The organism is Fictibacillus sp. 26RED30, from assembly GCF_015903845.1.
In the GTDB taxonomy this organism is placed as follows: Bacteria; Bacillota; Bacilli; order Bacillales; family Fictibacillaceae; genus Fictibacillus; species Fictibacillus phosphorivorans.
Genome location: NZ_JACZDV010000006.1, coordinates 34,371 through 60,582, shown reverse-complemented (window position 1 = coordinate 60,582; position 26,212 = coordinate 34,371). Strand labels below are relative to the sequence as shown.

Sequence of the window (26,212 nt, the reverse complement as noted above, 5' to 3'; positions counted from 1 at the left end):
GAAATCCATCTTTTTTTTTTGTGTTTTTTTTTAAGATAGAAAAGAAGAAAGGTAGTTTGGCGATTGCCAAACTTCTGATTAGAGGTGACTGGGGTTGGAAGGCTCGAGCTCGGGGGTATAGCGCATCGATCAAGGCTGAGAGCGGTTGTCGAGATTTAGCGAACGGCCTTTATTTTTGTTTTTAGACTTAATGGAGGTTTGTTTCGACTTAATTCACTCTCATTTTGACTTAATTTTTCTTATTTAGACTTAATTAGAGCCAGCAGATACCCATAGTGGTATTCGCGGGACGCACTCTTTAACGCTTCAAACGATCTCAAAACCCTCAAAATACGAAGAAGATGGCCAAGAGCCATCTTCCACCTCGCGATATTCTTCAGCAAAAGCTCCAAAATCCATCCCAAAAGCCCCACAAGCAGATCCGACAACCATCATCCAAGCCAAAACCTTACTTAAACGCCTCAGATGCCACACACAAATCCGCTAATCAGATCTCCCCATCAACTCCACCGCACATAATTTCACGGTAATCGTGATTTTATTCACGGTAATTCTCCATATATTCACGGATAAGCTTCATAATTTCACGGATAAAACTTTTTATCGAAATTTCGACATCCACCACCGATTTATCTGATTCAGCTCATCTTAACGCACACTTCCAACCTCCTCCAAAAGCATCATCTTTTCGACAGAATCATACAGGTTAAGAAGGTAACCAGGAGGCAATAATGGTGGATAGAGATTTGCATTTTGGGAAAAAAGCAGGCTATAATATAACTATAGTCAAAGTTAGTCAAAGTCAGAAGGGGGAGGGGAAATGAGGAATATTTCAGATGTAATTGAAAATTACTTAAAGCAAATTCTCTCAAGTTCTAATGATCCGTCCATTGAAATTAAGCGGACGGATATTGCTGAACGGTTTCAATGCGTTCCTTCTCAAATAAACTACGTTATTAACACGAGATTTACGATTGAAAAAGGGTTTGTAGTGGAAAGTAAAAGAGGTGGAGGAGGTTATATTCGGATCATGAAGGTCCGTACCGAAAGCTCTGCCCACTTAATTGATCACTTAACCACCTTGATTGGTGAAAGGATATCGCAAGGCAACGCAGAAAATGTAATAAAGAGACTTATGGAAGAAACGATCGTTTCAGAACGAGAAGCGAGACTTATGCTGAGTGTGATGGACAGATCTATTTTAAAACTTAACCTTCCAGAACGAGATGAATTACGAGCAGAATTATTAAAAGCTATGATAAAAACGTTAAAATATCGAACCACATAGCCCTTTTTTTCATTCTATATAAAGGGAGGGAGCAGAATGAATTGTGAAGAGTGCCATGAACGTGAAGCGTCATTGCATTTTACAAAAATCATAAATGGGGAGAAAACTGAATTTCACATTTGTGAACATTGTGCCAAAGAAAAAGGAGAATTCTTGCCGGGGTCGAATTCTTTTTCCATTCACCAATTGCTTTCTGGACTTTTACATGGTGATGGACATGTCCCGAACACACCATCATCTAACTTCATTCCGCCCTCGTTAAGCTGTGAAAAATGCGGGATGAGTTATTATCAGTTTGCGAAGATCGGGCGCTTTGGGTGTGATAATTGCTACAAAGCGTTTGAGTCGAAACTGAATCCAATTTTTAAAAGAGTTCATGGTGGTAACACCTTGCATGCAGGGAAGATTCCACTCCGTGCAGGAAGCAGTATTCAAGAAAAAAAGCAGCTTCAGCAATTAAAGCAAGCTTTGCAGCAGTATATATTAAATGAGGAATTTGAAAGAGCTGCTGAAACAAGAGATGTCATCAGAGAGATCGAGCACCGCTTGCAACAGGGGAGGGATACGTAACCGATGTCTTTGGAACGATTTATCAGTGACGCGATCAGTCCCTGGATGAAACGGGAGGGGCCAGAATCGGATATTGTTCTTTCGAGCCGTGTCCGACTTGCAAGAAATATTCATCAATATGTTTTTCCCATCGCTGCAGATAAAGAATCGGCTCATGAAGTCATATCAACGATCTCGACATGTATTAGTGAAGAGAGCGAAGAAGCAGAAAATCTTGAAATGCTGATGATGGAGGAGTTAAAGCCTGTTGAAAAACGGGTACTTGTTGAGAAACATCTGATAAGTCCCAATTTAGCTGAGCAAGCGAAATATGGTGCGGTTCTCATGAATGCAGATGAATCAGTGAGCATCATGGTCAATGAAGAAGATCATATACGCATTCAATGTTTAGCACCAGGTTTTCAACTAGAAGAAGTTCTTCATCGGGCGAATGAGATCGATGATAGAATCGAAAAAAACGTTGATTATGCGTTTGATGAAAAACGAGGATATTTAACAAGCTGTCCGACGAATGTAGGAACTGGACTTCGTGCCTCTGTTATGATGCATCTCCCAGCGCTCGTTCTATCAAAAAAGATGAGCCGCATCATTCCAGCGATCAATCAGCTAGGGTTAGCGGTGAGAGGCATCTATGGGGAAGGTACCGAGGCGCAAGGAAACATTTTTCAAATTTCAAATCAGATGACACTAGGCAAGTCGGAAGAGGATATAATGGAAGATCTCGCAGGTGTCGTCATGCAGGTCATCCAACAAGAACGAGCAGCTCGCAAACAGCTGCAGGATGGATTGAAATTACAGCTTGAAGACAAGTTATTCCGTTCACTGGGAACGTTAGAGAACTGCCGGATCATCCAATCAAAAGAAGCTGCCAAATGTTTATCAGATGTGCGGCTTGGCATTGATTTAGAGATTTTACCCGGGATTTCAAAAACGATACTCAATGAACTTATGATACTTACACAACCAGGTTTTCTTCAACAATATGCAGGTGAAGTTCTAACTCCAGAAGAACGTGACATAAGAAGAGCCACTCTAATCAGAGAAAGAATAAAATTGGAAAACCGATAAGGAGCGTGACGAGTATGATGTTTGGTCGTTTTACAGAGAGAGCACAAAAAGTTTTAGCTTTAGCACAAGAAGAAGCGATTCGATTAGGTCATAATAACGTGGGAACAGAACATATCCTGCTTGGTTTGATCCGTGAAGGTGAAGGAATTGCAGCGAAAGCTCTTCAAGTTCTTGGACTAGGGCCAGAAAAGATTCAAAAAGAAGTGGAAACATTGATCGGCCGCGGTCAGGAAGCTGTTCAAACGATTCACTATACGCCTCGTGCTAAAAAAGTGATCGAACTTTCCATGGATGAAGCTCGTAAACTCGGACATTCGTACGTGGGAACAGAACACATTCTATTAGGATTGATTCGTGAAGGAGAAGGCGTTGCAGCTCGTGTACTAAACAACCTTGGTGTCAGCCTTAACAAAGCGCGTCAACAAGTGCTGCAGTTACTAGGAAGCAATGAATCTTCTTCTAGTCATAGAGGTTCATCAGCTAGTGCCAACACACCGACGTTAGACAGCTTAGCGCGTGATCTAACTGCGATTGCTCGTGAAGGTACACTAGACCCAGTAATCGGGCGTGCGAAAGAAATTCAGCGTGTTATTGAGGTTCTAAGCCGCCGTACGAAGAACAACCCTGTTTTGATCGGGGAACCTGGTGTTGGTAAAACAGCTATCGCAGAAGGTTTAGCGCAGCAGATCATCAATAACGAAGTGCCAGAAACCCTTCGTGATAAGCGTGTTATGACGCTTGATATGGGTACAGTTGTAGCAGGAACGAAGTACAGAGGTGAGTTTGAAGATCGTCTGAAAAAAGTAATGGATGAGATCCGCCAAGCTGGGAACATCATTCTATTCATCGACGAACTTCATACACTGATCGGTGCAGGTGGAGCAGAAGGTGCGATCGATGCATCCAACATTTTAAAGCCAGCTCTTGCTCGTGGTGAACTTCAATGTATCGGTGCTACAACACTTGATGAGTACAGAAAATATATTGAAAAAGATGCAGCGCTTGAGCGCCGTTTCCAGCCGATCACGGTTAACGAGCCAACGAAGGATGAAAGTATTCAAATTCTTCAAGGACTTCGCGATCGTTATGAAGCTCACCACCGTGTAACGATTACGGATGAAGCGATTGAAGCATCTGTTCAGTTATCTGATCGTTACATCTCAGATCGTTTCTTACCAGATAAAGCGATCGATCTTATTGATGAAGCGGCGTCAAAAGTTCGCCTTCGTTCATATACAGCTCCGCCGAACTTAAAAGAGCTTGAGCAGAAGCTGGAGGAAGTTCGTAAGGAGAAGGATGCGGCTGTTCAAAGTCAAGAATTTGAAAAAGCTGCTTCACTTCGAGATTCTGAACAGCGTCTTCGTGAAGAGCTAGAGAAAACGAAGGATGTTTGGAAAGAGAAACAAGGAAAAGAAAATACAGAAGTAACGCCAGAAGATATTGCACAAGTTGTATCCTCTTGGACGGGAGTTCCGGTTTCTAAACTTGCTGAAGAAGAAACAGAACGCCTTCTGAAGATGGAAGAGATTTTGCACGATCGTGTTATTGGCCAGTCTGAGGCTGTTACGGCAATCTCTAAAGCTATCCGAAGAGCACGTGCTGGTTTGAAAGATCCGAAGCGTCCGATCGGCTCGTTCATCTTCTTAGGACCAACAGGTGTAGGTAAAACAGAACTTGCAAGAGCTGTTGCCGAAACACTATTTGGTGATGAAGATGCGATTATCCGTATCGATATGTCGGAGTACATGGAGAAGCATACAACATCCCGTCTCGTTGGATCGCCTCCAGGATATGTTGGACACGAAGAAGGTGGCCAGTTAACAGAGAAAGTTAGAAGAAAGCCTTACTCTGTTATCTTGCTTGATGAGATCGAAAAAGCGCATCCTGAAGTATTCAACATCTTGCTTCAAGTGCTAGAAGATGGTCGTCTTACTGACTCTAAGGGACGTACAGTCGATTTCCGCAACACGGTAGTAATCATGACTTCAAACGTAGGAGCGAGCACGCTTAAGCGTAACCGTTCACTAGGGTTTGCTGTTCATAACGAAGGTCAAAAATACAACGATATGAAGTCTAAGGTAATGGATGAACTGAAGCGTGCATTCCGTCCAGAGTTCTTGAACCGTATTGATGAGATCATCGTGTTCCATTCTTTAGAAAAAGAGCACTTGCTAAGAATCGTTAGCTTGATGGCTGCATCACTAAAACAACGTTTAAGTGATCAAGGAATCGAGATCGAGTTGACTCAAGCCGCTCTCGAAAAGATTACGGAAGAAGGATACGATCCAGATTACGGAGCTCGTCCATTGCGTCGTGCCCTACAGCGTAAGATTGAAGATCGATTATCTGAAGAGCTTCTAAGAGGAAATATCAACAAAGGGCAGACCGTTAAGATTGATGTTGAAGAGAACGATTTTGTTGTTCAAACAGTCTAACTTTTACCACATATGAGAATATCCTACAAAAGACCCGGAAGACAGACATGTCCTCCGGGTTTTTGTCGAAAAAATCTTAGCTGTTCGCCTTTTTTTGCAGAGCTCAAATGGAAGTAGTTGTTAGGTTTTATGTTATGATATGAGTGAATAAATCTTGATATTTTCAGTATTTAACTTATTAAAATAGTAAACCTATTTTCCCTTTACAATGATGCTTTGAAAGTGGTTGGTTTCCGTTACAGGTGTTCGCTTTCCGCGGGGCGTGCGGTGAGCCCCCTGCCGCTTTGCGCCTTTAGGGGTCTCTCCTGCCCACTCGTCCCGCAGGAGTCTCACACCTTTCACTTCAATCAACCTTTCTATGAAGTCTTTTCAGGGATACTCTAGAAAAGTCTTTTCAGTAATACTTTAGAAGCATCAACTCACCAAGCGTCTGAAAGTAGAAACTAAAGATTATGAAATAGATAGATATTAAAGTGTTAAGTTTGGAAGAGGAGTTTTTTAGATGGCTAAAGTAAAATCAATCTTTCTTTGCCAAGATTGCGGTTATGAATCTCCGAAATGGATGGGGAAATGTCCAGGGTGCCATGCGTGGAACACGATGGTGGAGGAAACGATTCGACCTGAAAAAAATATTAGGGGATTAAGCTCTGGCGGAGATAAGAACGTAAAGCAGAAACCCCAGTCAATAGCAGATGTAAAAAGTGAGCAAGAGCCGCGCATACCGACAAACTATCAGGAATTCAACCGTGTTTTAGGTGGAGGGATCGTTCCAGGCTCAATGGTTTTAGTTGGAGGAGACCCCGGAATCGGTAAGTCCACACTATTGCTGCAAACATCAGCGCAGCTTGCACAAAGAGGAGAGCGTGTTCTATACATATCTGGTGAGGAATCTGTTAAACAGACGAAGCTGCGTGCAGATCGTTTAGATATCGGAGCAAAAGACTTGTTTGTTTTAGCAGAAACAGATCTAGAACTGATCGAGCAGGCGATGGCAGATGTGATGCCTTCTGTAATGATCATCGACTCGATTCAAACCGTCTATCGGGCTGAAGTGACTTCAGCTCCAGGAAGTGTATCGCAAGTACGAGAGTGTACGTCACATTTGATGCGCATGGCGAAAACGAAAGGTATTGCTGTATTTATCGTTGGACATGTTACAAAAGAAGGAAATATCGCCGGACCGCGTCTTTTAGAGCATATGGTAGATGCGGTATTGTACTTTGAAGGTGAAAGACATCATACTTTCCGTATCTTACGAGCAGTTAAGAACCGTTTCGGCTCTACAAATGAAATCGGTGTTTTCGAAATGAAGGAAGTCGGCCTCGAAGAAGTATTAAACCCTTCTGAGATCTTTTTAGAAGAACGTTCGAAAGGGGCAGCGGGTTCGACAGTAGTTGCGTCTCTTGAAGGAACGCGTCCGATGCTAGTAGAACTTCAGGCTTTAATATCACCAACGAGCTTTGGTAATCCTAGAAGGATGGCTACGGGTATCGATCACAACCGTGTATCGCTGCTTATGGCTGTTTTAGAAAAGAGAGTCGGACTGCTGCTTCAGAACCAGGATGCGTATCTGAATGTTGCAGGTGGAGTTCGGCTGGATGAGCCGGCGATCGATCTGGCTGTTGCGATCAGCATCGCTTCAAGCTTTCGCGATTCACCAACAAAGCCAACAGATGTTATGATTGGAGAAATAGGATTAACGGGAGAGGTTAGAAGAGTTTCCCGTATCGAGCAGCGCGTACATGAAGCTGCAAAATTAGGTTTTACGCGAGCTATTATACCTGATAAAAATATAGGCGGCTGGACCGTTCCAAAAGGAATACAAGTCGTCGGAGTATCGACCGTTTATGAGGCGTTACAAGCAGCGTTAGGAGGGTAAAGCATATTATGGACCATGCGATAAAAGAAGCAATCATAAGCCAAATGCTACAGCTAGTTGCTCCCGGGACACCACTTCGGGAAGGAATCGACAACGTACTGCGAGCGAACACTGGTGGACTGATCGTTGTTGGATATAACGATAAAGTAAAAGAAATCGTTGATGGAGGTTTCTCTATTAACTGCAAATACTCACCTGCATCACTATATGAACTTGCCAAGATGGATGGTGCGATCATATTGAATGAAGATGCTGTTAAAATTCTGTATGCGAACACACAGCTCATTCCAGATACGGTGATTCCGTCTACAGAAACGGGGATTCGTCACAGAACCGCCGAACGTGTTGCGCGCCAAACAGGCAACCTTGTGATCTCTATCTCTCAACGTCGTAACGTAATCACTCTATATCAAGGGATGATTCGTTATTCACTAAAAGAGATCGGTGTGATCTTGACAAAAGCGAATCAAGCGATTCAAACGCTTGAGAAATATAAAGTGGTTTTTGACCAAAGTGTTACGAACCTTGGAGCGCTAGAATTTGAAGAATTAGTGACTTTCCAAGAAGTTACACAAGTTATTCACAGAATTGAGATGGTTTTACGCATAAAAAATGAGATTATTAAATATGTTAATGAACTTGGTGTTGAAGGAAGACTGATTCGAATCCAGATGGAGGAGCTCGTTTCTAACATCGAGGAAGAAGCATTGCTTTTAATCAAGGACTATATGAAAGATCGTGAAAGTGATCCTTATGCGATTCTTCGCCAATTGAACAAACTATCATCTGAAGAATTATTTGATGAATCCGTTATTATGAAACTTTTAGGCTTCTCAGCCGGTATGAATATGCAGGATGAAACGATTCATCCACGCGGATACCGTATTCTTGGCAAGATTCCAAGGCTTCCAGCTGTTATTATTGAGAATTTAACAGATGCATTTGAAAACCTTCCGCAAATTCTGCGTGCGTCCATCGATGAATTGGACGAGGTAGAGGGTATCGGTGAGATTCGTGCCAAAAAAGTAAAAGAAGGGCTCAAACGCATTCAGGAACAGCTTTTCGTCGATCGTCATATCTAAATGGAACATTCTGAGTAAAAAAAGGAATTTTCTATTTTTTGCACGTTTTTAATACGGTCATTTTGTAAATAATGATTAGGGGAGGTGAATCAGGCATGCTAAAAAGAATTGTTCAACTATTTTTCATTGTAATAGGGGGCATGCTAGGCTATCTATATATACCAGATCTCATTCGTGTACTTAATTTCGGTGATCTTCCGAATCAAGTAACATCCCCATATGTCGGGGCAGTGATTGGTGCACTTATATTATTTTTATCTACATTCTGGCTGTCCGATTACGTAGTAGGTTTAATCCGTTGGGCTGAGGAGACGGTTGTAAAAGCTCCAGCAACTGATCTTTTATCCGGGACGATGGGACTTATTATCGGACTGATCGTAGCCTTTTTAATCCAGTCACCGTTAAGCTCTATGGATATTGTTGTGGTCAGCTCGATCCTGCCGATCGCGATCACATTCCTGCTCGGTTATTTAGGCTTTCAAGTAGGTTTTAAAAAGAGAGACGAGTTGATTCAGCTGTTCTCTTTGAAAAGCCAAGGGAAAGAACGAAAAAAAGAAGCAGAGATCGAAAAGCCAGGTGGTAAGTATAAGATTTTAGATACGAGCGTCATTATCGATGGCCGAGTGGCTGATATCTGTCAAACTGGCTTTTTAGAAGGTCCGCTTATCATTCCTCGTTTTGTTTTAGAAGAATTGCAATATATTGCTGATTCCTCAGATGTTTTAAAACGTAACAGAGGGCGCCGTGGCCTTGATATTCTAAATCGTATTCAAAAAGAGCTTTCTATGAAAGTTGAAATCTATGAAGGTGACTTTGAAGAGGTAACAGAAGTTGATAGCAAGCTTGTAAAGCTCGCTCAACTGTTATCCGGTGTCGTCGTTACGAATGATTTTAACTTGAACAAAGTATGTGAACTGCAAAACGTTGCAGTACTAAATATTAATGACCTTGCAAATGCGGTAAAACCCGTTGTTCTTCCTGGCGAAGAGCTTGTTGTACAAGTGATCAAAGACGGAAAAGAACAGAGTCAAGGTGTAGGCTATCTGGATGATGGAACGATGATCGTCGTAGAAGATGGTCGTGATTATGTAGGCAAGACGATTGATGTTATCGTAACTTCAGTACTCCAAACATCAGCGGGCAGAATGATTTTTGCCAAAAAGAAACTATTAGAAAAAGCATTGTAACGAACGGTGGGGAAGCACGTGAATTATTGGACAGTCATTCCCGCTGCTGGACAAGGTAAACGCATGAATGCTGGGATCTCTAAGCAGTGGATCGAGCTCTTAGGAAAACCAGTTCTCGCGCACACACTACATGTGTTTGAAAACGATCCGCATTGCGAGGGTGTCATTCTTGTCGGCAGTGAAAAGGAATTGCAGCAGATGCAAGACTTTGTAGAGTCGTTCCAATTCAAAAAAGTGCGCAAAATCGTTCCAGGCGGAAAAGAACGTCAGCAAAGTGTCTATGAGGGATTGAAGGTCGTACCTACAGATGTAGACCTCGTTCTCATTCATGATGCAGCACGGCCTTTCATCACACATGATTCTATTTTACAACTCATTAACACGGCACGAGATACAGGCTCTGCCGTGTTAGCTGTTCCTGTTAAGGATACGGTTAAGCGGGTATTAGAGAATGTAGTGGAAGAAACGATCGACCGTTCCAGCTTGTGGGCTGTTCAAACCCCGCAAGCTTTTCGTCTTTCTATCGTAATGGATGCACACAGAAAGGCAGACGAAGAAGGCTATATTGGAACGGATGACGCAAGCCTAGTGGAACGAATTGGACAAACAGTCGCTATTGTAATGGGAGACTATCATAATATAAAATTAACTACGTCTGATGACTTGTTATTTGGACAAGCCATTTTGTTAGAGAGACAGGGGGAAAAAGCATGATGCGCATCGGACAAGGTTTTGATGTACATGCCTTTAGTGAGGGTCGTCCGTTAATCATTGGCGGTGTAACGATTCCTTATGAGAAGGGACTTTTAGGGCACTCTGATGCTGACGTTCTTTTGCATGCGATTACAGATGCATTGCTAGGTGCAGCAGGTGAAGGAGATATCGGGAAACACTTTCCAGATACAGATCCTGCCTATAAGGACGCAGATTCGAAGCGCTTGTTGCTCGATTCTTGGAAATTGGTCGAGAAAAAAGGTTATTCTTTAGGTAATATAGATTGTACGATCATTGCTCAAAAACCAAAGATGCTTCCGTACATTGAAGAGATGCGCGGAGTGATCGCAGGTATTTTTGATGTTGATGTAGATAGAATCAACGTGAAGGCGACGACGACTGAAAAGCTAGGATTTCCTGGACGCGAAGAGGGAATCGCAGCTCAAGCGGTTGTTTTGATAGAGAAGGTGCTTTAAAAAATTGTTACTTTAAAGGCATTCCATTCCTTATCTTCTCTGATAAAGTTGATTGGAGTGGAAGATACGAGACTCCTGTGGGACAGGCGGGCAGGTGAGACACTTAAGAGTGAAACGTACGAATGTGGCTCACCGCCTGCCCCACGGAAAGCGAGTGTCTGGAATGGAAATCAACCACTTTCAAAAGCATCATCGTTTAAGTAAAAATATTTATAGAGGTGAAACATGATGGCAAACGAAGTTCGAGTGCGTTATGCACCAAGTCCAACAGGACACTTACATATAGGGAATGCACGTGCAGCTCTATTCAATTATCTATATGCACGCCATACTGGCGGGAAATTTATTATTCGTATTGAAGATACGGACCAGAAGCGTAACATTCAAGGCGGAGAAGAGAGTCAGCTGGATCATTTGAAATGGCTCGGTATGGATTGGGATGAAAGTGTTGATATCGGAGGAGATTACGGTCCGTATCGTCAGATGGAACGTTTAGATTTATACGAAAAGTATACAGATGAACTACTTTCAAAAGGTCTTGCATACACTTGTTATTGTACAGAAGAAGAGCTTGAGGCTTCCCGTGAAGAGCAGATGGCAAAAGGGGATACTCCTGTTTATGATGGACGCTGTCTAAACTTATCAGTTGAAGAAAAAGCGGCTCTAGAAGAAGAAGGTCGTCGTCCGAGCATTCGTTTTAAAGTACCTCAAGACCGTACGATTACGTTCGATGACATGGTTAAAGGTGAAGTGTCGTTTGAATCAAGCGGCTTTGGTGATTTTGTTATCGTAAAAAAAGATGGAATTCCAACTTACAACTACGCTGTTGTTATCGATGACCATGAAATGGCGATCTCTCACGTACTTCGTGGAGATGATCACATCTCAAACACACCAAAGCAGTTATTGATCTATGATGCGCTAGGTTTTTCTCATCCGAAGTTCGGTCATACAACATTGATCGTGAATGAAAACCGTAAAAAACTGAGTAAACGTGATGAATCGATCGTTCAGTTTATCGAACAATACAAAGATTTAGGATACTTGCCAGAAGCACTGTTTAACTTTATAGCTCTACTAGGCTGGTCTCCAGGTGGAGAAGAAGAGATCTTTAGCCGTGAGCAGTTTATTGAGATCTTTGATCCGAACCGTCTATCCAAAGCTCCTGCCGTTTTTGATACGCAAAAGTTAGAATGGCTGAACAACCAATATATGAAACAGCAAGATGTAGCTCGTATCGTTGAGTTGTGTATGCCTCACCTAGTAAAAGCGGGCAGAGTTTCAGAAAACCCTAGCCCTGAAGAACAAGAGTGGATCACAAAGCTTGTCGCTCTTCATCAGGAAAAAATGAGCTACGGTGCTGAGATCGTAGACTTAACGGAACTTTTCTTCAAAGAAGAGATCGAGTATGAAGGAGAAGCACTTGAAGTCTTGCAAGGTGAAGGGGTTCCATCCGTTATGGAATCGTTCTTAACTCAGATCGAAAACAGTGATTCTTTTGAAGCAGAAGACATCAAGGCGATGATGAAAGCTGTTCAGAAGGAAACAGGTCAAAAAGGGAAGAACTTGTTCATGCCGATTCGTGTGGCAACAACTGGTCAGCAACATGGTCCAGATCTGCCTGCTGCCGTGTCCCTTCTCGGTAAAGATGTGATTACAAAGCGCGTAAATGCTGTACTGACTCAAATTAAAAAGTAATAAAAGTACACATTTTGCAAAGATTATAATATAGTAAAAGAAACTTATAAAAACATGTAAAACGCAGATGAGGAAAGTAGGCTAGCGCCTTTTCATAGTAGAGAGAACCATCACCGGCTGAAAGTGGTTCATGAAAATGCTTGCTGAAGTGCCCCTCGGAGTCCCTTGCCGAAAGTTTTAGTAGGTTTGGGCGGCAACTCCCCGTTATGGAGCTTAAGGGAACAGGTGATTTTAATAAGCCTGTTAAACAGAGTGGAACCGCGTCTATCCGTACGTCTCTGTGTCATATTTGGCACAGGGGCGTTTTTTATTTTCTAATGCTTAGATTAGATCTAAACAATTTTGCTTATGAATCACTTTTTCAACTTTGCCTAGTTGATTATAGTGGAAGGTGCGAGACTCCTGCGGGACGAGTGGGCAGGAGAGACCCCTAAAGGCGCAAAGCGGCAGGGGGCTCACCGCACGCCCCGCGGAAAGCGAAGCACCTGGAACGGAGATCAACCTCTTCCACGGCAACATTGTATTCACGGTAAGAGCACGATATTTTTATGCAAGGAGGTTGGAGAACATGTTTTCAGCCATGAAAGAAGACATTCAGGTTGTTTTTGAGAAAGACCCAGCAGCTAGAAGTTCATTCGAAGTATTCTTAACATACAGTGGACTGCATGCGGTTTGGGCCCATAGATTAGCCCATAAGTTATTCAAACGAAACTGGCTGTTTTTAGCCCGCTTGATCTCACAGATCAGCCGCTTTTTTACCGGTATCGAAATACACCCAGGAGCCCAGATCGGCAGACGCTTTTTTATCGATCACGGCATGGGTGTTGTGATCGGCGAAACGTGTATCATCGGCAATGACGTGACGCTCTATCAGGGTGTTACGCTTGGAGGTACGGGAAAAGAAAAAGGGAAAAGGCATCCTACACTGGAAGATCATGTCCTTGTTGCTACAGGAGCCAAGGTGCTAGGTAACATTACCATCGGTAAAAATTCAAAAGTTGGGGCAGGATCGGTAGTTCTTCAACACGTTCCGCCTGATGCGACAGTAGTTGGAATACCAGGAAGAGTCGTGATCAAAGACGGCATCAAGGTAGGGTGCGAACTTGATCATCGAGATCTGCCTGACCCGGTAGCTGATAAATTTAGAGAAATGCATAACGAGATGAAACGAATGCGCGAAGAACTGGAAACATTGAAAAAAAGGAGTGAAGTTTAAATGGGTATTAAAATCTATAATACGATGACTCGTCAAAAAGAGCTTTTCGTTCCGTTAGAAGAAGGAAAAGTGAAGATGTATGTGTGCGGACCGACTGTATATAACTATATTCATATCGGTAACGCGAGACCGGCTATTGTTTTTGATACAGTGAGAAAGTACTTGGAATACAGAGATTTTGATGTGCAGTTCATCTCCAATTTTACGGATGTTGATGATAAGCTCATTAAAGCGGCTAATGAGATGGGAAGCGATGTCCCAACGATCGCCGAGAAGTTCATCCATGCGTATCATGAGGATACTTGCGCATTAGGCGTACAAAAAGCTGATGCACATCCGCGTGTAACAGAAACGATGCCAGAGATCATTGATTTTATCGAGAACCTCATCAAAAAAGGTTTTGCTTATGAAGCAGCGGGAGATGTTTATTTTAAGACGCGTTCGTTCAACGGCTATGGTAAACTTTCTCATCAATCGATCGATGACTTAAGATCTGGTGCGAGAATTGAAGTAGGAGAGAAAAAAGAAGATCCTCTTGATTTTGCGCTATGGAAAGCAGCGAAAGATGGGGAGATCTATTGGGAGAGCCCTTGGGGGAAAGGTCGTCCAGGCTGGCATATCGAATGCTCCGCGATGGCGAAAAAATACTTAGGTGACTCGATCGACATTCATGGCGGCGGTCAAGATCTAGCTTTTCCTCATCACGAGAATGAGATCGCACAATCGGAAGCATTGAATGAAGCTCCGATGGCTAAGTATTGGATGCATAATGGGTATATTAATATTGATAACGAAAAAATGTCCAAATCACTTGGGAACTTTGTACTTGTTCATGATCTTGTGCAACAGCAGGATCCGCAAGTTATCCGATTCTTTATGCTGGCCGTACACTACCGCAATCCGATCAACTTCAGTCAAGAGTTGTTAGAAGCGGCAGAGGCAGGGTTGAATAGAATCCGTACGTCTTATGAAAACTTAAAACACCGCTTGAGTGTATCGGCAGACCTATCTGTAGATACAGAAAAATGGACTCAGCTTGTTAAAGGGACTAGAGAGAAATTCATCACGGATATGGATGATGATTTTAACACGGCGAACGCGATCTCTCATCTTTTTGATTTTTCGAGAGAAGCGAACGTATATCTGCAAGAGAAAAACACTTCTAAAGCCGTTATTACAGAATTCATCGCTCTGTTCGATGAGCTTGCGGGTGTGCTGGGACTTACTCTTCATAAAGAAGAGGAATTGTTAGATGAAGAGATTGACACTCTCATTCAAGAACGTAATCAAGCGCGTAAAGAAAAGAACTTTGCTCGCGCTGACGAAATTCGTGATCAGTTAAAAGAACAGAACATCATTTTGGAAGATACCGCACAAGGTGTACGGTGGAAAAGAGATAAGTAAATGAAGATAACGGACGCAGATATTAAACAATTGAACGGAACCACGCTTGCTTATATGGGAGATGCGGTAATGGAGCAGTTCGTGCGTGAACACCTTATCCGTAATGGACAGGTGAAGCCGAACAAGCTCCACGTATCGGCCACGAAGTTTGTTTCAGCAAAAGCGCAAGCGAGCATGGTCGTTCAGCTGCTTGAAGAAAACTATTTTACAGAAGAAGAGGTCGCTGTTATTAAGCGTGGGCGCAATGCGAACCAAGGAACCGTTCCGAAAAATACGGATGTTCAAACGTACCGGCATGCAACAAGCTTTGAGGCGATCATCGGTTATCTCTATCTGTTAAATAACCATGAACGTTTAGCGAACATGATGGAATATGTGTTATCAGATAATAAAAAGGGGGAGGTCTAAAAGATGAGTGCAGCAAAAGAACAAAAAGAACAAGAATTGATCATCGGCAGAAATCCAGTGATGGAAGTACTTCGTTCAGGCCGTGATATTAATAAAATCTTCGTAGGTGAAGGATCTCAAAAAGGACCGGTAAGTACGATCGTCTCAATGGCGAAAAAACAAAATGTCCTTGTGCAATATGTACCGAAGCAAAAGCTCGATTCATTAAGCGGGGGAGGCAACCATCAAGGTGTAATCGCTGGTGTAGCAGCATACTCATACGCAGAGATTGATGATTTGTTTAAAATTGCAGAAGAAAGAGGAGAAGAGCCGTTTTTTCTTTTATTGGACGAGCTTGAAGATCCTCATAATTTAGGTTCGATCATGCGTACGGCTGATGCAGTTGGTGCACATGGCATCATTATTCCGAAAAGACGTTCAGTAGGATTGACCGCAACAGTAGCAAAAGCTTCAACGGGTGCGATCGAATACATTCCGGTTGTTCGTGTTACGAATCTTGTTCAAACGATGAAAGAGTTAAGGGACCGCGGTATGTGGTTTGCCGGCGCAGACATGAAAGGGAAAGATGACTACAGACAAGCAAAGTGGGACATGCCTTTAGGTCTTGTGATCGGAAGCGAAGGAAAAGGAATGGGAAGACTCGTATCAGAAACGTGCGATTTCCTTGTTCAGCTTCCGATGAAAGGGAAGGTTACCTCGCTTAATGCATCAGTTGCTGCTAGTCTCTTGATGTATGAAGTGTACCGTAACCGCAATCCGTTAGTAGCGCGAAAATGAAAACCCGCCACTATTTGATTGTTGATGGCTACAACATCATTGGCGCTTGGCCCGAATTACGGAGCTTAAAAACATCGGATTTTGCCAAAGCAAGAGACCTGCTAATCGAATATATGGCAGAATACCAGGGGACGACTGGGTATCAAGTAATCGTCGTATTTGATGCCCATCTCACACCTGGCACAGAGAAAAAAACGAAAAACCACCGCGTTGAAGTCATTTTTACTAGAGAGAACGAAACGGCAGATGAGCGGATTGAACGTTTGGTCGGAGAGTTAAAATCAATCGATACGCGAATTTACGTAGCAACTTCAGATTCAACCGAACAGTGGCAGATTTTTGGTAAAGGCGCATTGAGAAAATCTGCGAGAGAATTAAAGAATGAGATGGACGAAATTGAAAAGCATATCCATGTGTCCGTTGGCGAGCGGAAAAGGAAGCAAACCTCCTCATCTATCCTTCTTTCAGACGAAATTGCCGAAATATTTGAAAGATGGAGAAGAGGGCAAAAATAAGGAATCTTGACGCTTTTGTGAACTATGAGCTATAATATTGCTATATTTTGCCGGTAAAAACCTGGTGGGGGGATTTGTCGTGAACATAGATCTCAAGGAACGGTCAGTAAGCGATTACGAGCTCATGGAAGATGAAAGCCTTGTGGAACTGGTTCATGAGGGGGACAGCGCAGCACTTGAATATTTGATCAACAAATATAAAAACTTTGTTCGTGCGAAAGCAAGATCATACTTTTTGATCGGTGCAGACCGGGAAGATATCATTCAAGAAGGCATGATCGGGCTGTATAAAGCCATTCGCGATTTTAAAGAGGACAAGCTGTCATCCTTTAAAGCTTTTGCCGAACTATGTATAACAAGGCAAATGATTACCGCTATCAAAACGGCAACTAGACAAAAGCACATTCCGTTAAATTCTTACGTGTCGTTGGACAAGCCAATCTATGATGAGGAGTCTGACCGTACACTAATGGATGTAATATGCGGTACAAAAGTCACTGATCCAGAAGAACTGATTATCAATCAAGAAGAATTTGATGATATTGAAGTGAAGATGGGAGAAATATTAAGTGACCTGGAACGTAAAGTTCTGATGCTGTACCTTGACGGAAGATCGTACCAGGAAATCTCAGTGGATCTCGACAGACACGTGAAGTCGATCGACAACGCGCTTCAACGAGTGAAACGTAAATTAGAGCGTTATTTAGAGCTAAGAGAAATATCATCTTAAGAGCGAGGATTGTTCCTGCTCTTTTTCTTTTGGTGTTGACGTTGAAAGATGTTGATTTCCGTTTCAGGTGCTTCGCTTTCCGCGGGGCGTACGGTGAGCCACTTGTCTAAGTGTCTCCACCTGACCGCTCGTCCTAGCCAAGAGTCTCACACCTTACACTCCAATTAACTTATCAAAGTAGCCAAAGAAAAATGAGAGATAACGACAAGCTATAAGAAAAATTTCGTCTTAGTATGAATTTAAAATTAAGTTTAGATGAGATAAACCTCCATTTTCCCTTTATTGACAAGCGTATACCCCTATGTTAAGGTTTTAAAAGTAACATTGTAACGTGGATGAGTGGGTTTGTCGCACGAAAGGTGTTTATTTAGCATGAGAAAAAAAGTTTTTTTAGCCTGTAAAGAATGCTCAAAACGAAATTATACAACGATGAAGAACCAGCAAAACAATCCTGAACGAGTCGAGGTTAAAAAGTTTTGCAGCTACTGCAATGCTCATACCATTCACCAGGAAACGAAGTAAGCGAAACAAGCTTTTTTTATAAATGTTAATTGATCAAAGGCATGGGGGTTTATGAAGATGGCGGATGTTGCAGAAAAGACAAAGAAATCACCAGCAAAGTTTCTTTCCGATGTAAATAAGGAGATGAAGCGTGTTAGCTGGCCTACGCGAAAAGAGTTATTTCGCTATACGGGGATTGTACTGTCAACTGTAGTGATTATGGCTTTGTTCTTCTGGGTTGTGGATCTAGGTATTTCACAATTAGTTGAGCTTATTTTAGGGTAGATTAGATATAGCTTCTTTTGGATAGAATGCTAGAGTATATCCATTTTAGGAGGGAAAGGACACGGGTCCCATCGTATGGAAAAAAATTGGTACGTAGTTCATACCTATTCAGGTTATGAAAACAAAGTAAAAGCAAACTTGGAAAAGCGTTTGGAATCTATGGGGATGACAGATAAGATTTTCCGTGTACTTGTACCTGTAGAAGAAGAGACCGAAACAAAGAACGGTAAGACAAAAACAAGCATGAAGAAAGTTTTCCCTGGTTATGTATTAACGGAGATGATCATGACAGATGATTCATGGTACGTTGTACGTAATACGCCTGGGGTAACAGGATTTGTCGGTTCTGCTGGAGCGGGCTCGAAGCCAACGGCACTTTTGCCTGAGGAAGTAGATCATATACTTAAAGGTATGGGTATGGAAGCTCCACGCGTTGAAGTTGATTTCGAAATCAAGGAATCTGTAAAAGTAAAAGAAGGTCCTTTTGCTGACTTTGTTGGTACGATCGAAGAGATCGATGCAACAAAACAGAAGCTGAAAGTTCACGTCAACATGTTTGGCCGTGAGACACCAGTTGAACTTGAGTTTACCCAAGTTAGCAAGTTATAATGGAAAAAGACTTGTAATCACTTCAAAAAGGTGATAGAATTTTTTATGTTTGATATTACTAATCAACTGCTTCCTCTCTTTTAGGAGGGGAAGCGTATTTTTGAGTGGGAGGGTTTCGGCCCATAATACCACATCACGGACTTAAGGAGGTGTGTCGCGTGGCTAAAAAGGTTATTAAGATGGTAAAATTGCAAATCCCTGCTGGTAAAGCAAACCCGGCACCGCCAGTTGGACCTGCACTAGGACAAGCTGGGGTAAACATCATGGGATTCTGTAAAGAATTCAACGCTCGTACTGCTGATCAAGCTGGTTTAATCATTCCGGTAGAAATCACGGTTTTCGAAGACCGTTCATTTACATTCATCACTAAAACTCCTCCGGCTGCTGTTCTTTTAAAGAAAGCTGCAGGAATCGAGTCAGGTTCTGGTGAGCCGAACAAGAAAAAAGTTGCGACTGTAAAGCGTGATAAAGTTCGCGAAATCGCAGAATCAAAAATGCCTGACCTAAACGCTGCTAGCGTTGAAGCTGCAATGCGTATGGTTGAAGGTACTGCACGCAGCATGGGAATTGTTATCGAAGACTAATCCCCGTGTTTGATGTCTATTAGGTTGCGAGTAAATGGATTGATATCCTGCCCGTCAAACGGTTCGCAACCTTTATTCATGCAATGCGTGTAATTGCACTTGATTTTTTAGTGCAATAAGTGGGAGGAATATCCGCTAAACCACATAAGGAGGACAATACAATGGCAAACAAAGGTAAGAAGTACCAAGAAGCGGCTAAATTAGTAGACCGCACAAAAGCATATGACGCTGCAGAAGCGATCGAGCTTGTTAAAAAAGCTGCTCCTGCAAAATTTGACGAGTCTGTAGAAGTTGCAGTTCGTTTAGGTGTAGACACGAAGAAAGCTGACCAACAAGTTCGTGGAGCAGTAGTGCTTCCAAACGGAACTGGTAAGACTCAACGTGTATTAGTTTTCGCAAAAGGTGAAAAAGCAAAAGAAGCTGAAGCTGCTGGAGCAGATCACGTTGGCGATTCTGACTACATCAACAAAATCCAACAAGGTTGGTTCGAGTTCGACGTAATCGTTGCTACTCCGGACATGATGGCTGAAGTTGGTAAACTTGGACGTGTTTTAGGACCTAAAGGTTTAATGCCTAACCCTAAAACAGGAACAGTTACATTTGAAGTTGAAAAAGCGATTAACGAAATCAAAGCTGGTAAAGTAGAATACCGTGTCGACAAGACTGGTAACGTACACGTTCCAATCGGTAAAGTATCTTTCGAAGCTGAGAAGCTTGCAGAAAACCTTAACACAATCATCGAAACATTGTTGAAAGTTAAGCCTGCAGCTGCTAAGGGAACTTACATGAAGAACGTAGCTGTTTCTTCTACAATGGGACCTGGGATCAAAGTTAATCCATCTTCATTCGCTGTAAAACGATAGTTGACAAACGGGTTTCGACCCGTTATATTATATACTGTTAAACACAAACGCATCAGATGAATGCCGTAGACAGCAGGAGCCAACTGGCTTAAATCTTCCTGCCGAGGTGAAGCATCGTAAGCTCATTAGTTAATTACTTATGACTTTAGATACTCACGCCTCCATGTCTCGACATGGAGGCTTTGTTTTTGGACAAAACCTGCGGTGATGCAATCATTTTACAGGAGGTGTAATAATGAGCAGCATTTTAGAAACAAAAAAGCAGTTAGTATCCACTATTTCTGAGAAAATCAAAAATAGCCAATCAACAATCCTTGTTGACTACCGTGGTCTTACTGTTTCTGAGGTTACTGAACTTCGTAAGTCTTTACGTGATGCTGGCATCGAGTTTAAAGTTTACAAAAACTCAATGGTAGTTCGCGCTGCTGAAGAGAATGACCTTAAAGAATTAGCAGAACACTTAACTGGTCCTACAGCGATCGCATTCTCGAATGAAGATGTTGTAGCTCCTGCTAAGATTCTTAACGACTTCGCTAAGAAACACGAAGCGCTTGAGATCAAAGCTGGTGTAATCGAAGGACGTATCGCGTCTCTAGAAGAAGTGAAAGCTCTTGCTGAACTTCCATCAAGAGAAGGTCTTCTTTCTATGGTACTCAGCGTGCTTCAAGCACCTATCCGCAACTTTGCGTTGGCTACTAAAGCCGTTGCAGAACAAAAAGAAGAACAAGGCGCATAAGCCTTATCTTCAACCAATAACTTACATTCCATAAGGAGGAAATTATAATGTCTAAAGAGCAAATCATTGAAAGCTTAAAAACAATGACTGTTTTAGAGCTTAACGACCTAGTAAAAGCAATCGAAGAAGAGTTTGGTGTAACTGCTGCTGCTCCTGTAGCTGTAGCTGGTGGAGCTGCTGGTGGAGACGCTGCTGCTGAACAAACTGAATTCGACGTAATTCTTGCAAGCGGTGGAGCTTCAAAAATTAAAGTTATCAAAGTTGTTCGTGAACTTACAGGTCTTGGACTTAAAGAAGCGAAAGAACTTGTTGACGGTGCTCCTAAGCCAGTTAAAGAAGGCGTATCTAAAGACGAAGCTGAAGAAATCAAAGCTAAGCTTGAAGAAGTTGGAGCTTCTGTTGAAGTTAAGTAATTCAAAAGAAAAGGTTCGCCCGATGGCGGACCTTTTTGTTTGTTTCGCTTAATTTTTTAGAAGCTTTCTTCTAGAAGAGTGTTGCAATTCTCGTCTTATGCAAGTTGATTGGAATGCAAGGTGCGAGACTCCTACGGGACGAGTGGTCAGGTGGAGACTCCTAATGGCGCGAAGCGGCAGGAGGCTCACCGGACGCCCCGTGGAAAGCGAGCAACCTGGAGTGGAAATCAACTACTTACACAAGCGTCTTTATAGATAGACCGTTAAAGAATTACGGAACGGGAATACTGTCTTTATCAGAAGGTAAGGAGAGTTTAAAAACGATGAAGAACCATTATTATTCTGAAACACCTGGTACAGAAAGTAAAAGAGAAACATGGGATTTCTCATTGAACGGCGAAAAATTTCGCTTTACGACGGATGCTGGTGTCTTTTCGAAGAAAGAAGTAGATTTTGGCAGCCGCGTTTTAATAGAGTCCTTTGTACCTCCAGAAGTACATGGTGATTATATAGATGTGGGATGCGGATACGGACCGATCGGACTTTCGCTTGCTAGAGCGGAAAAAGATCGTATTGTTCAAATGGTGGATATCAATGAAAGAGCAATTGAACTTGCTAAGCTGAACGCAGATAAGAACAAGGTCGATAATGTTAAGATCTACAAAAGTTATTTATTTGCTGAAGTTAAGGATCAAGAGTTTGCTGCTGTTATAACAAATCCGCCCATTCGTGCAGGTAAGACAGTCGTACATCAAATCTTTGAAGAAGCACATCATAAACTTTGCGTTGGTGGCGAGTTATGGGTAGTGATTCAAAAGAAACAAGGTGCGCCATCTGCTATGGACAAAATGGAACAATTATTCGGCCAAGTTGAAACGGTTGCGAAGAAAAAAGGCTACTATATTTTACGCGCAATAAAAGTTTGACTTGATAAATCCCGTATGTTAGTATTATAAAATGCCAATGGATTCGCATTTTGCTGCTTATTTTTCGTGGTAAGCGAAAAAACGTTGATAAATCAACGTTTTTTACTCATGTTTAGACGTATAGAATGCGAAAAAGTTGGACAAAATTATATAATAGCTTTTATCAAAATAGGAAAACTGCGGTTTTAAAAATATGAAACCCTTTTTCTTTTTGTTTTCTAACCTTCTTAATAGAATGTTAGATAGAAATATGATACACGAAAAAAACGCTGGATTTGAGGGGTGAAGCAGTTGACAGGTCAACTAGTTCAGTTTGGACGCCACCGCCAACGAAGAAGTTATGCAAGGATTAGCGAAGTGCTTGAATTACCAAACTTAATTGAAATTCAAACCGCTTCCTATCAATGGTTTCTTGATGAGGGGTTACGTGAAATGTTCCGAGACATTTCGCCGATTGAAGATTTTACAGGGAACCTCGTTTTAGAGTTTATTGATTATAACTTAGGTGAGCCGAAGTATCCTGTAGATGAATCAAAAGAGCGCGATGTTACTTACGCTGCTCCGCTTCGTGTGAAAGTGCGTCTGATCAATAAAGAGACGGGCGAAGTAAAAGAGCAGGAAGTATTTATGGGAGATTTCCCGTTAATGACAGATACGGGAACCTTTGTGATCAACGGGGCAGAGCGTGTAATTGTATCACAGCTCGTTCGTTCACCAAGTGTTTACTATAGTGAGAAAATCGACAAAAACGGTAAAAAAGGTTTTACCGCTACTGTCATTCCAAACCGCGGTGCTTGGCTGGAGTTCGAAACAGATGCTAAGGACGTAGTTTATGTGCGTATTGACCGCACAAGAAAAATCCCTATTACCGTATTGCTTCGTGCTTTAGGGTTTGGGTCTGATCAAGAAATCATTGATTTGCTTGGAGAAGACGAGTATCTTCGCAACACGCTAGATAAGGATAATACAGAAGGAACGGAAAAAGCCCTTCTAGAAATCTATGAGCGTCTTCGTCCGGGAGAGCCTCCAACAGTAGATAACGCAAAAAGTTTATTAGATTCTAGGTTCTTTGATCCTAAACGCTATGACTTAGCTAACGTTGGACGCTACAAAATCAATAAAAAGCTTCATATAAAGAATCGTCTCTTCAACCAAAAGCTAGCTGAAACGCTTGTTGACGCTGAAACGGGTGAAGTGATTGCTGAAGTAGGTACGCTTCTTGACCGCAGAACGCTAGATAAGATTATCCCTGCTCTTGAGAGTGGTGTAGGCTTTAAAACCGTAACGCCAGCAGGAGGAGTGGCTGAAGATCAAGATATCGCTCTTCAATCTATCAAAATCTATGCACCTGATGATCAAGAAGGTGAAAGAATCATTAATGTTATCGGAAACGGACTTGTTGATAAAGAAATTAAAAACATCACAGTTTCTGACATTATTGCTTCTATTAACTACTTCTTCAACTTATTACATCAAGTAGGTACAACAGATGATATTGACCATCTTGGTAATCGTCGTCTGCGTTCTGTTGGTGAGCTTCTGCAAAACCAATTCAGAATCGGACTTTCCAGAATGGAACGTGTTGTGCGTGAGCGTATGTCGATCCAAGACACAAATGCGATCACACCACAAGCATTGATCAATATTCGTCCTGTTATAGCATCTATTAAAGAGTTCTTCGGAAGCTCTCAGCTTTCACAGTTCATGGATCAAACGAACCCGCTAGCAGAATTGACGCACAAACGTCGTCTATCTGCACTAGGGCCAGGTGGTCTTACACGTGAACGTGCAGGCTTTGAAGTTCGTGACGTTCACTACTCTCACTACGGTCGTATGTGTCCGATTGAGACGCCAGAGGGCCCGAACATCGGTTTGATCAATTCACTTTCTTCTTATGCAAAAGTGAACCAATATGGATTTATCGAAACACCATACCGTCGGGTTGATCCTGAAACAGGTCGTGTAACGAGCCGTATTGATTACTTGACTGCTGATGAAGAAGATTTATACGTAGTTGCACAGGCGAACTCGATCTTAGGTGATAACGGAGAGTTCATGAACGAAGACGTAATCGCACGTTTCCGTGGTGATAACACTGTTGTTAAGCGCGAACGCATCGATTATATGGATGTATCGCCGAAACAGGTAGTATCTGCTGCGACAGCTTGTATTCCGTTCTTAGAGAATGATGACTCCAACCGTGCCCTAATGGGAGCGAACATGCAACGTCAGGCTGTACCTTTACTTGTTCCTGAATCACCGATCGTTGGTACAGGAATGGAGCACGTATCAGCAAAAGACTCTGGAGCTGCAGTTATCTGTAAGCACGAAGGAATTGTTGAACGTGTTACAGCAAAACAAGTTCAAGTACGCCGCATTAAAGAAGTAGGTGGCAAGGAAGTTTCAGGCGACCTTGACACTTACAACATGCTTAAGTTTATTCGTTCCAACCAAGGAACGTGTTATAACCAGCGTCCGATCGTAAGCACAGGTAACCGCGTGACGAAAGGGGAAATCTTAGCGGATGGCCCTTCAATGGAAGTCGGTGAACTTGCTTTAGGTCGTAACGTTCTTGTTGCCTTCATGACTTGGGAAGGTTACAACTACGAGGATGCTGTCATCATGAGTGAGCGTCTCGTTAAAGACGACGTTTATACTTCGATCCATATTGAAGAATATGAGTCAGAAGCGCGTGATACAAAACTTGGACCGGAAGAGATCACTCGTGATATTCCAAACGTCGGAGAAGATGCATTACGCAACCTGGACGAACGCGGAATCATCCGTGTTGGTGCAGAAGTTAAAGATGGAGATATCTTAGTTGGTAAAGTAACGCCTAAAGGTGTAACTGAATTAACAGCTGAAGAACGTCTATTACATGCGATCTTCGGTGAAAAAGCTCGTGAAGTTCGCGATACATCATTGCGTGTTCCTCACGGTGGAGATGGAATCATCCTTGACGTTAAAGTGTTTAACCGTGAAGATGGCGATGAACTTCCTCCAGGTGTGAATCAGCTCGTTCGTGCATACATCGTGCAAAAACGTAAGATTCACGAAGGAGATAAGATGGCCGGACGTCACGGAAACAAAGGTGTAATTTCTAAAATTATGCCTGAAGAAGATATGCCTTATCTTCCAGATGGAACACCAGTTGACATCATGTTAAACCCGCTAGGGGTACCTTCCCGTATGAACATCGGTCAGGTATTGGAGCTTCACCTTGGAATGGCTGCACGTCAGCTAGGCATTCATGTTGCTACACCGGTATTCGATGGAGCGCGTGAGGAAGATGTTTGGTCTACGATCGAAGAAGCTGGAATGGCTCGCGATGGTAAAACGGTACTTTATGATGGACGTACAGGTACGGCGTTTGATAACCGTGTATCAGTTGGGGTTATGTATATGATCAAACTGGCTCACATGGTTGATGACAAGTTGCATGCTCGTTCTACTGGACCTTACTCACTTGTTACACAGCAGCCTCTAGGTGGTAAAGCTCAATTTGGAGGTCAGCGTTTCGGTGAGATGGAAGTATGGGCACTTGAAGCATATGGTGCTGCATACACACTGCAGGAAATTCTTACGGTTAAATCCGATGATGTTGTCGGCCGTGTGAAAACGTATGAAGCCATCGTTAAGGGTGAAAACGTTCCTGAACCTGGTGTTCCAGAATCATTTAAAGTATTGATCAAAGAACTTCAATCTCTTGGAATGGACGTTAAGATCTGTTCTGGAGATGACAAGGAAATTGAAATGAGAGAGCTTGATGATGAAGACGATCAGGCAAGCGAGAAATTAAATCTAAATCTTGAGTCTTACACTTCGAATGACTAAAACAGGATATCAAA

Annotated in this window: 27 protein-coding genes and 2 other annotated features; of the genes, 26 read left to right on the top strand and 1 reads right to left on the bottom strand. The window is 42.4% G+C overall.

The features are described from left to right. A partial coding sequence (locus tag IHV11_RS21295; protein ID WP_231620422.1) for a hypothetical protein occupies positions 1-185 on the top strand: 185 nt, incomplete at its 5' end. A gap of 121 nt (positions 186-306) precedes the next feature. Here IHV11_RS21295 and IHV11_RS19760 read toward each other — a convergent pair. Further along, positions 307-444 carry a hypothetical protein gene (locus IHV11_RS19760; protein WP_197195987.1) on the bottom strand — a complete coding sequence of 46 codons (138 nt, stop codon included), beginning with the start codon at positions 442-444 and terminating at the stop codon, positions 307-309. Positions 445-820: 376 nt separating this feature from the next. Between IHV11_RS19760 and IHV11_RS19755 the strand changes: the two genes are divergently transcribed. The 25 genes from IHV11_RS19755 (at position 821) to rpoB (ending at position 26,198) form a co-directional block, all read left to right on the top strand. Continuing rightward, the gene (locus IHV11_RS19755; protein ID WP_137792299.1) at positions 821-1,288 is read left to right on the top strand and encodes a CtsR family transcriptional regulator; all 468 of its coding nucleotides are present in this window, start codon (positions 821-823) and stop codon (positions 1,286-1,288) included. A gap of 36 nt (positions 1,289-1,324) precedes the next feature. Beyond that, a complete protein-coding gene (locus IHV11_RS19750; protein ID WP_197134233.1) occupies positions 1,325-1,858 on the top strand; it encodes a UvrB/UvrC motif-containing protein in 534 nt (177 codons plus the stop codon). Between the two features lie 3 nt (positions 1,859-1,861). Beyond that, positions 1,862-2,926, top strand: coding sequence for a protein arginine kinase (locus IHV11_RS19745; RefSeq protein ID WP_197134230.1), 1,065 nt, complete (start codon positions 1,862-1,864; stop codon positions 2,924-2,926). 14 nt (positions 2,927-2,940) lie between these two features. Next, a complete protein-coding gene (clpC, locus tag IHV11_RS19740; RefSeq protein WP_137792297.1) occupies positions 2,941-5,361 on the top strand; it encodes an ATP-dependent protease ATP-binding subunit ClpC in 2,421 nt (806 codons plus the stop codon). A gap of 502 nt (positions 5,362-5,863) precedes the next feature. After that, on the top strand, positions 5,864-7,240 hold the full coding sequence (radA, locus tag IHV11_RS19735) for a DNA repair protein RadA (protein ID WP_197195986.1): 1,377 nt from the start codon (positions 5,864-5,866) through the stop codon (positions 7,238-7,240). An 8-nt stretch (positions 7,241-7,248) separates the two neighbouring features. Next, on the top strand, positions 7,249-8,322 hold the full coding sequence (disA, locus tag IHV11_RS19730) for a DNA integrity scanning diadenylate cyclase DisA (RefSeq protein ID WP_066390602.1): 1,074 nt from the start codon (positions 7,249-7,251) through the stop codon (positions 8,320-8,322). A 95-nt stretch (positions 8,323-8,417) separates the two neighbouring features. After that, a complete protein-coding gene (locus IHV11_RS19725) occupies positions 8,418-9,509 on the top strand; it encodes a PIN/TRAM domain-containing protein (protein ID WP_197195985.1) in 1,092 nt (363 codons plus the stop codon). 18 nt (positions 9,510-9,527) lie between these two features. After that, positions 9,528-10,223: a 2-C-methyl-D-erythritol 4-phosphate cytidylyltransferase gene (gene ispD, locus IHV11_RS19720; protein WP_197195984.1), complete on the top strand. Its 696-nt coding sequence runs from the start codon at positions 9,528-9,530 to the stop codon at positions 10,221-10,223. Next, on the top strand, positions 10,220-10,699 hold the full coding sequence (gene ispF, locus IHV11_RS19715) for a 2-C-methyl-D-erythritol 2,4-cyclodiphosphate synthase (protein ID WP_197195983.1): 480 nt from the start codon (positions 10,220-10,222) through the stop codon (positions 10,697-10,699). The genes ispD and ispF overlap by 4 nt, the downstream gene beginning before the upstream one ends. Before the next feature lie 228 nt (positions 10,700-10,927). Continuing rightward, the gene (gene gltX / locus IHV11_RS19710; protein ID WP_197195989.1) at positions 10,928-12,397 is read left to right on the top strand and encodes a glutamate--tRNA ligase; all 1,470 of its coding nucleotides are present in this window, start codon (positions 10,928-10,930) and stop codon (positions 12,395-12,397) included. 55 nt (positions 12,398-12,452) lie between these two features. Next, positions 12,453-12,680: a binding site (T-box leader), on the top strand. A gap of 285 nt (positions 12,681-12,965) precedes the next feature. After that, the gene (cysE, locus tag IHV11_RS19705; protein ID WP_197195982.1) at positions 12,966-13,613 is read left to right on the top strand and encodes a serine O-acetyltransferase; all 648 of its coding nucleotides are present in this window, start codon (positions 12,966-12,968) and stop codon (positions 13,611-13,613) included. Further along, positions 13,614-15,017: a cysteine--tRNA ligase gene (gene cysS / locus IHV11_RS19700; protein WP_197195981.1), complete on the top strand. Its 1,404-nt coding sequence runs from the start codon at positions 13,614-13,616 to the stop codon at positions 15,015-15,017. Beyond that, entirely contained in the window at positions 15,018-15,425 is a 408-nt protein-coding gene (locus IHV11_RS19695) for a Mini-ribonuclease 3 (RefSeq protein ID WP_197134207.1), read from the top strand. A gap of 3 nt (positions 15,426-15,428) precedes the next feature. Beyond that, a complete protein-coding gene (gene rlmB / locus IHV11_RS19690; RefSeq protein ID WP_197195980.1) occupies positions 15,429-16,202 on the top strand; it encodes a 23S rRNA (guanosine(2251)-2'-O)-methyltransferase RlmB in 774 nt (257 codons plus the stop codon). Further along, a complete protein-coding gene (locus IHV11_RS19685; protein WP_137792248.1) occupies positions 16,199-16,717 on the top strand; it encodes an NYN domain-containing protein in 519 nt (172 codons plus the stop codon). The genes rlmB and IHV11_RS19685 overlap by 4 nt, the downstream gene beginning before the upstream one ends. Before the next feature lie 79 nt (positions 16,718-16,796). Further along, positions 16,797-17,447, top strand: coding sequence for an RNA polymerase sporulation sigma factor SigH (sigH, locus tag IHV11_RS19680; protein ID WP_066390628.1), 651 nt, complete (start codon positions 16,797-16,799; stop codon positions 17,445-17,447). 372 nt (positions 17,448-17,819) lie between these two features. Further along, complete coding sequence (gene rpmG, locus IHV11_RS19675) at positions 17,820-17,969, top strand: 50S ribosomal protein L33 (protein ID WP_197134202.1); 150 nt, start codon at positions 17,820-17,822, stop codon at positions 17,967-17,969. A gap of 57 nt (positions 17,970-18,026) precedes the next feature. Next, positions 18,027-18,233, top strand: a complete 207-nt coding sequence (secE, locus tag IHV11_RS19670; RefSeq protein WP_197134200.1) for a preprotein translocase subunit SecE — start codon at positions 18,027-18,029, stop codon at positions 18,231-18,233. Positions 18,234-18,308: 75 nt separating this feature from the next. Continuing rightward, positions 18,309-18,842: a transcription termination/antitermination protein NusG gene (nusG, locus tag IHV11_RS19665; RefSeq protein ID WP_066390634.1), complete on the top strand. Its 534-nt coding sequence runs from the start codon at positions 18,309-18,311 to the stop codon at positions 18,840-18,842. 158 nt (positions 18,843-19,000) lie between these two features. Beyond that, positions 19,001-19,426, top strand: a complete 426-nt coding sequence (rplK, locus tag IHV11_RS19660) for a 50S ribosomal protein L11 (RefSeq protein ID WP_066285502.1) — start codon at positions 19,001-19,003, stop codon at positions 19,424-19,426. Positions 19,427-19,587: 161 nt separating this feature from the next. Then, the gene (gene rplA / locus IHV11_RS19655; RefSeq protein ID WP_066390636.1) at positions 19,588-20,289 is read left to right on the top strand and encodes a 50S ribosomal protein L1; all 702 of its coding nucleotides are present in this window, start codon (positions 19,588-19,590) and stop codon (positions 20,287-20,289) included. Between the two features lie 45 nt (positions 20,290-20,334). Continuing rightward, positions 20,335-20,485, top strand: a sequence feature (ribosomal protein L10 leader region). 39 nt (positions 20,486-20,524) lie between these two features. Continuing rightward, positions 20,525-21,025: a 50S ribosomal protein L10 gene (gene rplJ, locus IHV11_RS19650; protein WP_144704568.1), complete on the top strand. Its 501-nt coding sequence runs from the start codon at positions 20,525-20,527 to the stop codon at positions 21,023-21,025. Positions 21,026-21,072: 47 nt separating this feature from the next. Continuing rightward, entirely contained in the window at positions 21,073-21,438 is a 366-nt protein-coding gene (gene rplL, locus IHV11_RS19645) for a 50S ribosomal protein L7/L12 (protein ID WP_066237995.1), read from the top strand. Between the two features lie 323 nt (positions 21,439-21,761). Then, positions 21,762-22,364, top strand: a complete 603-nt coding sequence (locus IHV11_RS19640) for a class I SAM-dependent methyltransferase (protein WP_197195979.1) — start codon at positions 21,762-21,764, stop codon at positions 22,362-22,364. A 291-nt stretch (positions 22,365-22,655) separates the two neighbouring features. Beyond that, on the top strand, positions 22,656-26,198 hold the full coding sequence (rpoB, locus tag IHV11_RS19635) for a DNA-directed RNA polymerase subunit beta (protein WP_197195978.1): 3,543 nt from the start codon (positions 22,656-22,658) through the stop codon (positions 26,196-26,198). Positions 26,199-26,212: the final 14 nt, after the last annotated feature.

What these genes read in the sequence shown, in the direction of transcription:
- IHV11_RS19755 (WP_137792299.1), top strand. Translation starts at nt 821, where the DNA reads ATGAGGAATATTTCAGATGTAATTGAAAATTACTTAAAGCAAATTCTC.
- IHV11_RS19750 (WP_197134233.1), top strand. Translation starts at nt 1,325, where the DNA reads ATGAATTGTGAAGAGTGCCATGAACGTGAAGCGTCATTGCATTTTACA.
- IHV11_RS19745 (WP_197134230.1), top strand. Translation starts at nt 1,862, where the DNA reads ATGTCTTTGGAACGATTTATCAGTGACGCGATCAGTCCCTGGATGAAA.
- clpC (WP_137792297.1), top strand. Translation starts at nt 2,941, where the DNA reads ATGATGTTTGGTCGTTTTACAGAGAGAGCACAAAAAGTTTTAGCTTTA.
- radA (WP_197195986.1), top strand. Translation starts at nt 5,864, where the DNA reads ATGGCTAAAGTAAAATCAATCTTTCTTTGCCAAGATTGCGGTTATGAA.
- disA (WP_066390602.1), top strand. Translation starts at nt 7,249, where the DNA reads ATGGACCATGCGATAAAAGAAGCAATCATAAGCCAAATGCTACAGCTA.
- IHV11_RS19725 (WP_197195985.1), top strand. Translation starts at nt 8,418, where the DNA reads ATGCTAAAAAGAATTGTTCAACTATTTTTCATTGTAATAGGGGGCATG.
- ispF (WP_197195983.1), top strand. Translation starts at nt 10,220, where the DNA reads ATGATGCGCATCGGACAAGGTTTTGATGTACATGCCTTTAGTGAGGGT.
- gltX (WP_197195989.1), top strand. Translation starts at nt 10,928, where the DNA reads ATGGCAAACGAAGTTCGAGTGCGTTATGCACCAAGTCCAACAGGACAC.
- cysE (WP_197195982.1), top strand. Translation starts at nt 12,966, where the DNA reads ATGTTTTCAGCCATGAAAGAAGACATTCAGGTTGTTTTTGAGAAAGAC.
- cysS (WP_197195981.1), top strand. Translation starts at nt 13,614, where the DNA reads ATGGGTATTAAAATCTATAATACGATGACTCGTCAAAAAGAGCTTTTC.
- IHV11_RS19695 (WP_197134207.1), top strand. Translation starts at nt 15,018, where the DNA reads ATGAAGATAACGGACGCAGATATTAAACAATTGAACGGAACCACGCTT.
- rlmB (WP_197195980.1), top strand. Translation starts at nt 15,429, where the DNA reads ATGAGTGCAGCAAAAGAACAAAAAGAACAAGAATTGATCATCGGCAGA.
- IHV11_RS19685 (WP_137792248.1), top strand. Translation starts at nt 16,199, where the DNA reads ATGAAAACCCGCCACTATTTGATTGTTGATGGCTACAACATCATTGGC.
- rpmG (WP_197134202.1), top strand. Translation starts at nt 17,820, where the DNA reads ATGAGAAAAAAAGTTTTTTTAGCCTGTAAAGAATGCTCAAAACGAAAT.
- secE (WP_197134200.1), top strand. Translation starts at nt 18,027, where the DNA reads ATGGCGGATGTTGCAGAAAAGACAAAGAAATCACCAGCAAAGTTTCTT.
- nusG (WP_066390634.1), top strand. Translation starts at nt 18,309, where the DNA reads ATGGAAAAAAATTGGTACGTAGTTCATACCTATTCAGGTTATGAAAAC.
- rplA (WP_066390636.1), top strand. Translation starts at nt 19,588, where the DNA reads ATGGCAAACAAAGGTAAGAAGTACCAAGAAGCGGCTAAATTAGTAGAC.
- rplJ (WP_144704568.1), top strand. Translation starts at nt 20,525, where the DNA reads ATGAGCAGCATTTTAGAAACAAAAAAGCAGTTAGTATCCACTATTTCT.
- rplL (WP_066237995.1), top strand. Translation starts at nt 21,073, where the DNA reads ATGTCTAAAGAGCAAATCATTGAAAGCTTAAAAACAATGACTGTTTTA.
- IHV11_RS19640 (WP_197195979.1), top strand. Translation starts at nt 21,762, where the DNA reads ATGAAGAACCATTATTATTCTGAAACACCTGGTACAGAAAGTAAAAGA.